The 12,158-nt window shown below is 55.0% G+C and carries 14 protein-coding genes; 12 read left to right on the plus strand and 2 right to left on the minus strand.

Going from position 1 to position 12,158, the window contains the following annotated elements; all coding sequences use genetic code 11:
• Positions 1-26 precede the first annotated feature (26 nt).
• Positions 27-1,139: a methyl-accepting chemotaxis protein gene (locus OGX66_RS08520; RefSeq protein ID WP_003839560.1), complete on the plus strand. Its 1,113-nt coding sequence runs from the start codon at positions 27-29 to the stop codon at positions 1,137-1,139.
• A gap of 114 nt (positions 1,140-1,253) precedes the next feature.
• Here OGX66_RS08520 and fbp read toward each other — a convergent pair whose 3' ends face one another.
• The gene (gene fbp, locus OGX66_RS08525; RefSeq protein WP_003025742.1) at positions 1,254-2,252 is read right to left on the minus strand and encodes a class 1 fructose-bisphosphatase; all 999 of its coding nucleotides are present in this window, start codon (positions 2,250-2,252) and stop codon (positions 1,254-1,256) included.
• A gap of 175 nt (positions 2,253-2,427) precedes the next feature.
• On the opposite strand from fbp, the gene mpl reads away from it, so the two are divergent.
• Positions 2,428-3,807: a UDP-N-acetylmuramate:L-alanyl-gamma-D-glutamyl-meso-diaminopimelate ligase gene (gene mpl / locus OGX66_RS08530; RefSeq protein WP_003844936.1), complete on the plus strand. Its 1,380-nt coding sequence runs from the start codon at positions 2,428-2,430 to the stop codon at positions 3,805-3,807.
• Positions 3,808-3,914: 107 nt separating this feature from the next.
• Here the strand turns inward: mpl and yjgA are convergent, their stop codons facing one another.
• A complete protein-coding gene (gene yjgA, locus OGX66_RS08535) occupies positions 3,915-4,466 on the minus strand; it encodes a ribosome biogenesis factor YjgA (RefSeq protein WP_003025750.1) in 552 nt (183 codons plus the stop codon).
• A gap of 95 nt (positions 4,467-4,561) precedes the next feature.
• On the opposite strand from yjgA, the gene pmbA reads away from it, so the two are divergent.
• The 10 genes from pmbA to dagF all read left to right on the plus strand — a co-directional run bounded on the left by pmbA (position 4,562) and on the right by dagF (position 12,148).
• On the plus strand, positions 4,562-5,914 hold the full coding sequence (gene pmbA, locus OGX66_RS08540) for a metalloprotease PmbA (RefSeq protein ID WP_003830385.1): 1,353 nt from the start codon (positions 4,562-4,564) through the stop codon (positions 5,912-5,914).
• A gap of 46 nt (positions 5,915-5,960) precedes the next feature.
• Positions 5,961-6,347, plus strand: a complete 387-nt coding sequence (gene cybC, locus OGX66_RS08545) for a cytochrome b562 (RefSeq protein ID WP_003025756.1) — start codon at positions 5,961-5,963, stop codon at positions 6,345-6,347.
• A gap of 331 nt (positions 6,348-6,678) precedes the next feature.
• Positions 6,679-6,987 carry a glycine dehydrogenase gene (locus OGX66_RS08550; protein WP_003025758.1) on the plus strand — a complete coding sequence of 103 codons (309 nt, stop codon included), beginning with the start codon at positions 6,679-6,681 and terminating at the stop codon, positions 6,985-6,987.
• A gap of 10 nt (positions 6,988-6,997) precedes the next feature.
• The gene (locus tag OGX66_RS08555; RefSeq protein WP_003830384.1) at positions 6,998-7,360 is read left to right on the plus strand and encodes an SFCGS family glycine-rich protein; all 363 of its coding nucleotides are present in this window, start codon (positions 6,998-7,000) and stop codon (positions 7,358-7,360) included.
• Positions 7,361-7,362: 2 nt separating this feature from the next.
• Positions 7,363-7,662, plus strand: a complete 300-nt coding sequence (locus tag OGX66_RS08560; protein ID WP_003025762.1) for a DUF4312 family protein — start codon at positions 7,363-7,365, stop codon at positions 7,660-7,662.
• Between the two features lie 22 nt (positions 7,663-7,684).
• Positions 7,685-8,461 (plus strand): DUF4311 domain-containing protein, encoded by a 777-nt coding sequence (locus OGX66_RS08565; protein ID WP_003025764.1) that lies wholly within the window; start codon positions 7,685-7,687, stop codon positions 8,459-8,461.
• A gap of 11 nt (positions 8,462-8,472) precedes the next feature.
• Positions 8,473-9,117, plus strand: coding sequence for a DUF4310 family protein (locus tag OGX66_RS08570; RefSeq protein WP_003830379.1), 645 nt, complete (start codon positions 8,473-8,475; stop codon positions 9,115-9,117).
• Positions 9,118-9,175: 58 nt separating this feature from the next.
• Entirely contained in the window at positions 9,176-10,309 is a 1,134-nt protein-coding gene (locus OGX66_RS08575) for an amidohydrolase/deacetylase family metallohydrolase (RefSeq protein ID WP_270924626.1), read from the plus strand.
• Complete coding sequence (locus tag OGX66_RS08580) at positions 10,293-11,411, plus strand: DgaE family pyridoxal phosphate-dependent ammonia lyase (RefSeq protein ID WP_044713096.1); 1,119 nt, start codon at positions 10,293-10,295, stop codon at positions 11,409-11,411. The genes OGX66_RS08575 and OGX66_RS08580 overlap by 17 nt, the downstream gene beginning before the upstream one ends.
• Positions 11,408-12,148, plus strand: coding sequence for a 2-dehydro-3-deoxy-phosphogluconate aldolase (gene dagF, locus OGX66_RS08585; protein ID WP_003025772.1), 741 nt, complete (start codon positions 11,408-11,410; stop codon positions 12,146-12,148). The genes OGX66_RS08580 and dagF overlap by 4 nt, the downstream gene beginning before the upstream one ends.
• Positions 12,149-12,158: the final 10 nt, after the last annotated feature.

The raw sequence follows: 12,158 nt of genomic DNA on the forward strand, positions 1-12,158 counted from the left end.
TTAACCCTACAACCGGAAATATAACGATGCCAAAATCCCTTTCAATTCGATCAAGTTTGTTGGTGTTATTGTCTTTGCTGACTTTCCTTCTGTTACTGACCGGTGGTATGGGGCTATATGCCTCGACGCGTGTCATTACATCATTGATTTATCACGGTATTATGAGCGCTGCGATGTTGGCTGCTATCGCATTGCTGGCGGTTATTTGGTTTATGCTGCGAAATAAGTTTCTCAAACCGCTGGATAATATGGTTGAGCAACTGGAACGTCTGGCGACGGGGGATTTATCACCGGTTACCACGCTGTCGGCCAGCGCTGAATTCAACCGACTGAACGCGGCAATGGATGACATGCGCCATGCGCTGGGCGACTCGGTACAACGCGTACGCGATGCCAGTTCGCAAATTGATATTGGCAGTCGTGAACTGACGGCCGGGAACCAGCATCTGGCGCAACGCACTGAATCGACAGCCACTTCACTGGAGCAGACCGCCGCCAGCATGGAAGAACTCACGGCGACGGTGAAACAGAATGCGCAGAACGCGGAACAGGCTCACCAACTGGCAAAATCGGTGTCGGATACCGCCGATCGCGGTAGCGAAATGGTGTGCTATGTGATCGAGAAAATGCGCGATATTTCTGGCAGCTCCAGCCGAATCGCCGACATCCTCAGCGTAATCGACGGTATTGCTTTCCAGACCAATATCCTGGCGCTCAACGCTTCCGTTGAAGCGGCGCGCGCCGGTGAGCAGGGGCGGGGCTTTGCGGTTGTTGCAGGTGAAGTACGTAATCTGGCCAGCCGCAGCGCCGAGGCGGCCAAAGAGATCCGCACGTTAATCAGTGATTCACACACCCACGTAGGGGAAGGTAGTGAGCTGGCGCAGCAGGCGGGCGAAACCATGGATGAGATTGCCAATGAAGTCATGCGCATGACCAAACTAATGCGTGAAATTGCCAGTGCGTCCCAGGAACAGAGTCGCGGCATAGAGCAGGTGAATATTGCGGTGATTCAGATGGATGAAACGGCGCAGCAAAATGCGGCGCTGGTACAGCAGTCGTCAGCGGCTACCCGCTCGCTGGAAGAACAGTCTTCAGCGCTAATCGAAGCAATGGCCGTATTTAAGCTACAGACAGCGTAACTGTGCGTAGGCCGGATAAAGGCGTTTACGCCGCCATCCGGCAATATCACCGTATTGTGCCGGATGGCACTTCGCTTATCCGGCCTGCAACGTGCTGTAGGCCGGATGTTGCGCTTACGCGTCCGGGAACTCGCGGATAAAGCGTTCTACATCTTCAACCATATGGTCGTTACCCACGAAGAAGGAGCGGCGCTGGTGCAGGCTTTCCGGGATGATATCCAGAATACGATTTTTACCGTCGCTCGCCTTGCCGCCCGCTTGCTCGGCCAGCAGGGCCATTGGGTTGCATTCATACAGCAGACGCAGTTTCCCTTCCGGGTGGCTGGCGGTGCTTGGGTACAGGTAGATCCCGCCTTTCAGCAGATTGCGATGGAAGTCAGCAACCAGAGAGCCAATGTAGCGCGAGGTGTACGGGCGCTGGGTTGACTTATCTTCTTCCTGGCAGAATTTAATGTACTTCTTCACGCCGTTCGGGAATTTGATGTAGTTACCTTCGTTAATGGAGTACGTGCTGCCTTTCGCCGGGAAGCGCATACGTTCCTGGCTGAGGCAGAATACGCCCAGAGAAGGATCGTAGGTGAAGGCGTGCACGCCACAGCCGGTGGTGTACACCAGCATGGTGGAAGAACCATAAACCACGTAACCTGCAGCAACCTGCTTGTTGCCCGGTTGCAGGAAATCCTCTTCCGTGACCGGAGTACCGACTGGGGTTACGCGGCGGTAAATAGAGAAAATCGTACCGACAGAGACGTTAACATCGATGTTGGATGAGCCATCCAGCGGATCCATTAGCACAACGTATTTAGCGTGTTCACAGCCTTCAAAGACGACGATTTCATCTTCTTCTTCCGAGGCAATGCCCGCCACAATGTCGCGCGCCTTCAGTGCAGCTTTCAGTTTTTCGTTCGCGAACAGATCGAGTTTTTGCTGAACCTCTCCCTGCACGTTCTCAGCACCGCTGGCACCCAGGATATCGACCAGACCGGCCTTGTTGATATCGCGGTGGATGATCTTGGCGCCCAGCTTTATTGCCGACAACAAAGCAGTGAGTTCACCGGTAGCATGAGAAAACTCGTGCTGCTTTTCGACAATAAATTCACCTAACGTTTTCATAACACTTTCCCTGCAATTTATGTGGAGTAAAGCGACCGCAACAATATTAACAAATATTTCCATTGTTGCGCTTAGGTGAATCGCGCCAGCAAACTGCGGAATATCCTGAAATGCGTTTCTCACTTGCCGGACATGTGCGTAAAATGGCCCCCAGATTAAAAAAGGATAGTGACGTATGCGCATTCATATTTTGGGAATTTGTGGCACTTTCATGGGCGGTCTGGCGATGCTGGCGCGCTCGCTCGGTCATGAAGTAACCGGTTCGGACGCCAATGTGTATCCGCCGATGAGTACCTTACTTGAGAAGCAAGGCATTGATCTGATTCAGGGTTACGATGCCAGCCAGCTCGACCCGCAGCCGGACTTAGTGATCATCGGCAATGCCATGACCCGTGGTAATCCGTGCGTGGAAGCGGTTCTCGAGAAGAACATTCCGTTCATGTCTGGCCCGCAGTGGCTGCATGACTTTGTATTGCGCGACCGCTGGGTACTGGCGGTTGCGGGTACGCACGGCAAAACCACTACCGCCGGAATGGCGACCTGGATCCTCGAAGCCTGCGGCTATAAGCCTGGCTTTGTGATCGGCGGCGTACCGGGTAACTTCGAGGTTTCTGCGCGTCTGGGCGAAAGCGACTTCTTCGTGATTGAAGCAGATGAGTACGACTGCGCGTTCTTCGACAAGCGTTCTAAATTCGTGCATTACTGCCCGCGTACGCTGATCCTCAACAACCTTGAGTTCGATCACGCGGACATCTTTGACGATTTGAAAGCGATCCAGAAACAGTTCCATCACCTGGTACGTATCGTGCCGGGCCAGGGACGCATCATCTACCCGGAAAACGACATCAATCTGAAACAGACGATGGCGATGGGCTGCTGGAGCGAACAAGAGCTGGTGGGCGAACAAGGTCACTGGCAGGCGAAAAAACTGACCACCGATGCTTCTGAGTGGGAAGTGTGGCTGGACGGTGAAAAAGTCGGCGAAGTGAAGTGGGGCCTGGTGGGCGAGCACAATATGCATAACGGTCTGATGGCGATTGCGGCCGCGCGCCATGTGGGCGTCGTGCCTGCAGATGCAGCTAATGCGCTCGGTTCATTCATTAACGCCCGTCGTCGTCTTGAGCTGCGCGGTGAAGCCAATGGCGTGACGGTGTATGACGATTTTGCCCATCACCCGACGGCCATTCTGGCAACGCTTGCGGCGTTGCGCGGTAAAGTGGGCGGTACGGCGCGCATCATCGCAGTGCTGGAGCCTCGCTCGAACACCATGAAAATGGGCCTGTGCAAAGACGATCTGGCGCCGTCGTTAGGCCGTGCGGACGAAGTGTTCCTGCTGCAACCTCCGCATATTCCGTGGCAGGTAGCCGAAGTCGCTGAAGCCTGCGTTCAGCCGGCACACTGGAGTGGCGATGTGGATGCCCTGGCAGATATGGTGGTGAAAACCGCGCAGCCAGGCGATCACATTCTGGTGATGAGCAACGGCGGATTTGGTGGTATTCATCAAAAACTGCTGGATGGCCTGGCGAAGAAAGCTCAGGCAGAAGCGGAAGAGTAAAAAAATGCCCGGTGGCGCTACGCTTACCGGGCCTACAACGTGTTAACGGATTGTAGGCCGGATAAGGTGATTGCACCGCCATCCGGCACTTTCAGCAGACGAAGAGGTTAGGCTTCGTTTTCCGCCAGTTCACGCAGATACTGGAAGATCTGACGGGAAGATTTTGGCGGCTTGTTGCCCGCTTTTTCTTTCCTGGCGTTACGCACCAGCGAACGCAGTTGCTGGCGGTCGGCGTCAGGCCACAGATTCATCACTTCTTCGATGGCTTCATCGCTACCGTCAACCATACGGTCACGCAGTTGCTCCAGCTTATGGAAGACAACGACCTGCTGGTTGTGACGATTTTTCAGCTTGTCCAGCGCCTGACGGATAGGATCAACATCGCGCTGGCGCAACATTTTGCCAATCAACTGCAACTGGCGGCGACGTCCTTCCATCTTAATACGCTGGGCCAGCTCAATGGCGGCACGTAAATCCGCATCAAGCGGGATCTTATCCAGCGCGTTTTTCCCCAGATCAACCAGTTCCGCACCCAGGCGTTTTAACTCCTCGGCATCGCGTTTAATTTCACTTTTACTGACCCAGATAATTTCATCGTCTTCGTCTTCGATGTCATCACCGGGAACGTCGTCGAGCCAGTCTTCGGGCTGCTTTGTCATTTCAGGCTCCTTAAAAAAAGAGGCTAATGTTACCAGTTAAGATGCGCACTGAAAAACGGTTCTCTGTTAGACTTCAGAGAAACTCTCTCTACATTATGGCATTTGCGATGAAAGTAATCTCACAAGTTGAAGCGCAGCGTAAGATTCTGGAAGAAGCAGTCTCGACGGCACTGGAATTAGCGTCAGGTAAGTCGGATGGCGCGGAAGTCGCTGTGAGCAAGACCACGGGTATTAGCGTCAGCACCCGTTATGGTGAAGTGGAGAACGTCGAATTCAATAGCGATGGTGCACTGGGGATTACGGTTTACCACCAGAACCGTAAGGGCAGCGCATCGTCCACCGATTTAAGCCCGCAGGCGATTGCACGCACCGTGCAGGCTGCGCTGGACATTGCACGTTACACTTCGCCGGATCCGTGCGCAGGCGTGGCAGATAAAGAACTGCTGGCCTTTGATGCGCCCGATCTGGACCTGTTCCACCCGGCGGAAGTTTCCCCTGATGAAGCCATCGAACTGGCCGCTCGTGCTGAACAGGCGGCGCTGCAGGCTGATAAGCGTATCACCAATACCGAAGGCGGCAGCTTTAACAGCCACTATGGCATCAAAGTGTTTGGTAACAGCCACGGCATGCTGCAGGGCTACTGCTCCACGCGTCATTCCCTTTCCAGCTGCGTGATCGCGGAAGAAAATGGTGATATGGAGCGTGATTACGCCTACACCATTGGCCGGGCGATGGGCGATCTGCAAACGCCGGAGTGGGTGGGGGCTGACTGTGCTCGCCGTACCTTATCACGCCTGTCTCCGCGTAAGCTGTCCACCATGAAAGCGCCGGTGATTTTCGCCAACGAAGTGGCGACCGGACTGTTCGGACACCTGGTCGGCGCGATCGCCGGCGGTTCTGTGTACCGCAAATCCACCTTCCTGCTGGATTCGCTGGGCAAACAAATTCTGCCGGAATGGCTGACTATTGAAGAACATCCGCACCTGCTGAAGGGACTGGCGTCGTCGCCGTTCGACAGCGAAGGGGTACGGACCGAACGCCGCGACATTATTAAAGACGGCGTGCTGACTCAGTGGCTGCTGACCAACTATTCCGCACGTAAGCTGGGGCTGAAGAGCACTGGTCATGCAGGCGGGATCCACAACTGGCGAATTCCGGGACAAGGTCTAAGCTTCGAGCAGTTGCTCAAAGAGATGGGCACAGGTCTTGTGGTTACTGAGCTGATGGGACAGGGCGTAAGCGGCATTACCGGCGATTACTCGCGCGGCGCGGCGGGCTTCTGGGTCGAAAATGGTGAAATTCAGTATCCGGTGAGTGAAATTACCATCGCCGGTAACTTAAAAGAGATGTGGCGCAATATTGTGACCGTGGGGAACGATATTGAAACGCGCAGTAATATCCAATGTGGTTCGGTATTGTTACCGGAGATGAAAATCGCCGGGCAGTAATACTCGTTAAGGCGTTAATTTTTAATAATAAAAAAGGAAGTGAGCAATGCGTAAACACCTGTTAGCGATCGTCGCGGCTTCAACGCTGGTTCTTGGTTCTTCTGCGTTTGCAGCCGATCTCGAAGATGACATGGGGATCCTCAACGACAACCTGAAAATTGTCGAAAAAACGGATAATGCGACTGAACTGAAAGACGCGTTAACCAAAATGCGTGCAGCCGCGCTGGACGCGCAAAAAGGTACGCCGCCGAAGCTGGAAAACAAATCCCCGGACAGCCCGGAGATGAAAGATTTCCGCCACGGCTTTGACACGCTGATCGGCCAGATTGACGGCGCGCTGAAGCTGGCGAACGAAGGTAAAGTTAAAGAGGCGAAAGCCGTTGCGGAAGAGCTGAAAACCACGCGCAACGAAAATCACAAGAAGTTCCGCTAATCTGCGCTACCCGGCCTGCATACCCGTAGGCCGGACAAAATCCCCCGCTACTACACGCCCATAAGTAAACTCTATCCCCATCACATTTTTTCATTTTTATCGTCCATTCATTGTTCGCACTTCCTTCCATTTTGCTGCCCACTCTTGCGATCTCAATCACATTCTTCCGGTGATAAATCGTGGTTCCAGCCCTTTTTGCGGCACAGATCACTATCGCTGCACACCTTTCCACTTCGAAGTGGAAAACAACTCGCTACAAACTTATAACCTCCGTCGCTAATTTACCCTCAGAGACATTAACGGGGTAAGACGAGTGAATAACGGAGCTGTAATGAATGACATGGGGGAATCGGTGGAACTGGCCGACCGCATGCTGGCGCAGGTGTATGCCTTGCTGCGTGAACGCAACATTATTCCCAACGCCGTACAGGAACAGATGCTGACGTCGCATGTTCGCGCCATGGCGCACCGCTCGGTAACGGGTGAACCCTTACCAGAAGTCGATGCCAGCTTGTTTGATGAAATATCTGCCGAGTCAATGGCGCTTGCCCGCGACGTGGTCGCCGAGTTTGGCAATCTTCCTGAGGAAGAGGCCTGGCTGCTGTCGGTGCACTTTGAAGTCGCGAAAGACAACCTTTAAGGAGAAAAAGATGGAACAGATTACCGTAGTGATTGGCGATCGTCTGGGTAAAGGCCAGAAAGTGGCGGCAGGCGTAGAGAAAGCGGGTGGCCGTGCCGTTGTGGTGCCGGGTGTTGCAGCAGATATGAAGCTGGGTGACGTGATGAAGGCGGAAAACGCCACCTTTGGTATCTCGTTTTGCGGCAGCGGTGGTGCGGGTGCGATTACTGCGCAGACCAAATACGGCTACAAGGCGAAATACGGCATGCGTTCGGTCGATGAAGGGGTAACCGCCATCAACGAAGGGTGCAACGTACTGGGATTCGGCTTTATGGACAAAGAAGAGCTCGGCGAGCGCCTGGTGCAGGCCTGGCAAAAGAAACACGGCGCTTAAGCATGAAAGAGCAATTCACCACCACGGTGAGAGTCACGGGTAAGGGCGAGACCAAAGCTCGCGCCTTTGCCGATGCCCTGAACCACGTTCAGGCTGCGGTGATGAAAGCGTCGCCGCATATCTTACTGCGTATTGAGCCACAGGATGTGCAGGTTGTTCAAGCGCGTGAATCGGTGCGTAAAGAGGCGTTTTTATTCCTCTTTTTGCGCCGGGAAAGACGCACTTTCAGCGTGGAGCTGGACGTGACCGTCAACGTGACTGCCATCAATCTCGACAAGGTGGATTTCGTTACGCAACGCTGATTTTCTATTAAAAGGCATAATTATGTTCCTGATAATATTAATAAAATCGCTCATCATCGGCGCGTTGGTTGGCGTTGGTGTCGGCGCTGGGGCTGCACGCATGTTTCATGCGCCTACCACTCAAGGAATGGGCGCGTTTCGTACTCTTGGAGAACTGAATTCCTGCGAAGGGGATCCGGCTTCTCACTTCTCGTTCGGTCTGGGCTTCTTCTTTAACGCCTGGGCTTCCTCCGTTGCGGCGGGGGCGTTCACTCAGGACGTCGACCATCGCATCATCCCCAACTGGGGCGCCGCCGCGCTGATGATTAAAAATCGCAACGTCGGTGAAACGCTGCACGATCCTAAGCGCATGGCAATTGCCTGCGGCGTTATCGGGATGATCGTAGTGACCTTCCTGAACCTCACTGCGTCATCCGTACCGGAAGCGCTGCAGGTTACCGCCGTCAAGGTGCTGGTGCCCGCGGCTAACCTGCTGGTTAACACCGTGATGCCGGTGATCTTCTGGCTGGCGGCGATCGACGCCGGTAAGAAATCCGGCTTCTGGGCCACCGTTTTTGGCGGCGCGGCGCAGCTGATCATGGGCAACGCCGTTCCGGGGCTGGTGCTCGGCATTCTGATCGGCAAAGGTGTTGAAGAAAGCGGCTGGAACCACGTCACGAAAGTGATGATGGTAGCTATCGTCGCGCTGTTTGTCCTGAGCGGTTTCTTCCGCGGTTTCGACATGAAGATGATCGAATCCTTCCATCTGACCGTGCCTAACTGGCTCGAACTTATCCACAACTCGCTCAGCGGCAAATAACGGAGGTCATCATGGAACAGAATAAAGGTTTTTGGTTCGCTGACTGGTCGTTCCCGATCTTCGTGGGCCTGCTCTCATCCGGCGTATTTGCCGGAACGCACATGTACTACCTGTACGGTATTGGCGCATTTAACGAAGTGGCTTTTGTGGCGATGCTGAAGGCGGGAATGGATACCGGCTCCTACGGGGCGGTGGCGGCGTTTGGCGCAAGCTTCCTGTTTGCCCGCATCATTGAAGGTTCGCTGGTGGGTATTCTGGATATCGGCGGGGCGATTCAGACCGGGGTTGGGTTAGGTGTTCCGGCGCTGCTGCTGGGCGCGGGCATTATCTTCCCGGTCGCCAACTTTGCCGCCTCGCTGGTCACTGGTCTGGTGATTGGTCTGGCGATTGGCTACATCATCATTCTGGCGCGTAAGTTCACCATCAACCAGAGTGATTCAACCTACGGTGCGGACGTCATGATGGGGGCCGGTAACGCCTCCGGCCGCTTCCTCGGACCGTTGATTATCCTCAGCGCGATGACGGCTTCTATTCCTATCGGAATCGGTTCTCTGGCGGGTGCGCTGCTGTTTTATCTGTGGCAAAAACCGATTACCGGCGGGGCGATTCTTGGGGCAATGATCCTCGGGTCCATCTTCCCGATTGCCATTAGCTAACTGTTGATTTGCAGGCCGGATAAGGCGGTTACGCCGCCATCCGGCATAGGAGAGAGCGATGTTTGATTTACTCCTGCGCCGTGCGCGCTTCGTTGACGATACGGTGAGCGATATTGCGCTCAAAGACGGCAAGATCGCGGCGTTGGGCGACGTTGATGGCCCGGCGCTGAAAACCATTGAGCTGGGCGGCGAGTGCTACGTCAGCGCAGGCTGGATTGACTCCCACGTTCATTGCTACCCGAAATCCCCGATTTACCACGACCAGCCGGATAGCGTCGGTATTGCGACCGGCGTCACTACCGTGGTGGATGCGGGCAGTACCGGGGCGGATGACATCGACGATTTTTACACCCTGACCCGGGAAGCTGCCACCGAGGTGTATGCGTTGCTGAATATCTCCCGCGTTGGGCTTATCGCCCAGAACGAGCTGGCCAACATGGCCAATATTGACGCTGATGCGGTGCGAGAGGCGGTGAAACGCCACCCTGATTTTATCGTCGGTCTGAAGGCACGTATGAGCAGCAGCGTAGTCGGTGAAAATGGCATCATGCCGCTGGAGCGCGCCAAAGCGATGCAAAAAGAGAACGGCGACCTGCCGCTGATGGTGCACATCGGCAACAACCCGCCGGACCTGGATGAGATCGCCGAGCGCCTGAGCGCGGGTGACATCATTACCCACTGCTACAACGGTAAGCCGAACCGCATTCTGACGCCGCAAGGCGAGCTGCGGGCGTCAGTGACGCGGGCGATTTCACGCGGCGTGCGTCTGGACGTTGGGCATGGCACCGCCAGCCTGAGCTTTGCGGTGGCAAAACGCGCTATTGAATTGGGGATTTTGCCACACACCATCAGTTCCGATATTTACTGTCGCAACCGTATCAGCGGCCCGGTGCATTCTCTGGCGAATGTGATGTCGAAATTTCTCGCCATTGGGATGTCGCTTCCGCAGGTCATTGAGTGCGTTACCGCCAATGCTGCCGACGGCCTGCGCCTGAAACAGAAGGGGCGACTGCAGGTCGGTCTGGATGCTGATTTAACCCTCTTTACGCTTAAGCGCCAGCCAACCGTGCTGGTAGATGCAGAAAACGACAGCCTGCAGGCTGAACAACTGCTGGTGCCGCTTGCCGCAATACGTGCGGGCAAGGGCTATATGACCGAACAAGGGAGCGCGGAACATGCCTTCGATTTTTGAGAAATACGATTTAAAACTGGTGATTAATACCTCCGGCCGCATGACGGCGCTTGGCGTTTCCACGCCGCGACCAGAAGTGGTTGAAGCGGCGATGGCGGGGATGAACCACTATTTCGAGATGAAAGATCTGGTCAATAAAACCGGCGACTACATCGCGAAATTGCTGGAAGTGGAAGGGGCAACCGTTGTCTCTTGCGCCTCGGCGGGGATCGCCCTGTCGGTGGCTGGCGTATTGGTTAAAGACAGCGACTGGCTGCTGGAGAACCTGCACGTCACGCCCATCGAGAACAACGAAATCGTGCTGCCCAGAGGCCACAACGTCAACTTTGGTGCTCCGGTGGGTACCATGGTGGCGCTTGGCGGCGGTAAGTTAGTGGAGGCTGGTTATGCCAACGAATGTTCCGCGGCGCAGCTGGCTGCGGCCATTACACCGCGTACGGCGGCCATTCTGTATATCAAATCTCACCACTGCGTCCAGAAAAGTATGCTCAGCGTGGAGCAGGCTGCGGTGGTGGCGCGTACGCATAACCTGCCGCTGATCGTGGACGCGGCGGCGGAAGAAGATTTGCAATGCTACTACCGGGTTGGCGCAGATCTGGTTATTTATAGTGGCGCGAAGGCGATTGAAGGACCAACCAGCGGTCTGGTGATAGGTAAAACCCAGTACGTTGAGTGGGTGAAACGCCAGACGGCGGGAATTGGCCGGGCGATGAAGGTGGGGAAAGAGGGAATTCTTGGCCTAACCTGCGCCATCGAACTGTATCTGAACGCGCAGAAAGAGAGTGGCGCGGAGATGGTCGAGAAAATGACGCCGTTCATTAATGCGTTGAACCAGCTTAACGGCGTGAGCGCCCGCGTGGTGTGGGATAGCGCAGGGCGCGACATCGCACGCACGGAAATTAAGTTTGATGAAGCGGTAACCGGGATCGCCACGGGCGAACTGGTTGAAGCCCTGAAACAAGGCGAGTACGCGATTTACTTCCGAGGTTACAAAGCTAACGAAGGCATTATCGAAGCCGATGTGCGCAGCGTCGATCGTGCGCAGCTGGAGATTGTGGCCCGTCGAATTGGTGAAGTGATTTCGCAGGAGAAAGAAGTATGAAACTGACCCCTAACTTTTATCGCGACCGCGTCTGCCTGAACGTGCTGGCAGGCTCCAAAGAAAATGCGCGGGATATTTACGCGGCTGCGGAAGGACACGTGCTGGTTGGTGTGTTGTCAAAAAATTACCCGGATGTCGCAAGCGCAGTAGCGGATATGCGTGAATACGCAGCGCTTATCGACAATGCGCTCTCCGTGGGATTGGGGGCAGGCGACCCAAACCAGTCGGCGATGGTCAGTGAAATTTCCCGTCAGGTACAGCCGCAGCATGTTAATCAGGTCTTTACCGGCGTGGCCACCAGTCGCGCGCTGCTGGGCCAGCAGGATACAGTAGTCAACGGTCTGGTCTCGCCAACCGGCATGCCGGGCAGGGTGAAAATCTCCACCGGTCCGCTGAGCAGCCAGACGCCGGACGGTATTGTGCCGGTAGAAACCGCGATTGCGCTGCTCAAAGATATGGGCGGTAGCTCGATTAAATACTTCCCGATGGGCGGCCTGAAATGCCGTGAAGAGTACATTGCCGTAGCGCAGGCCTGCGCCCGTCATGACTTCTGGCTGGAGCCAACTGGCGGTATCGATCTGGATAATTTCACTGAAATCCTGCAGATTGCCCTCGATGCCGGAGTGAGTAAAATCATTCCTCACATCTATAGTTCGATTATTGATAAGGTGAGTGGTAACACTCGTCCGGATGACGTACGCCAGCTGATGGCGATGACCCGGGCCTGCGTAGGCTAACTGACTGATG

The organism is Citrobacter sp. Cf072, from assembly GCF_030334485.1.
GTDB lineage: Bacteria > Pseudomonadota > Gammaproteobacteria > Enterobacterales > Enterobacteriaceae > Citrobacter > Citrobacter freundii.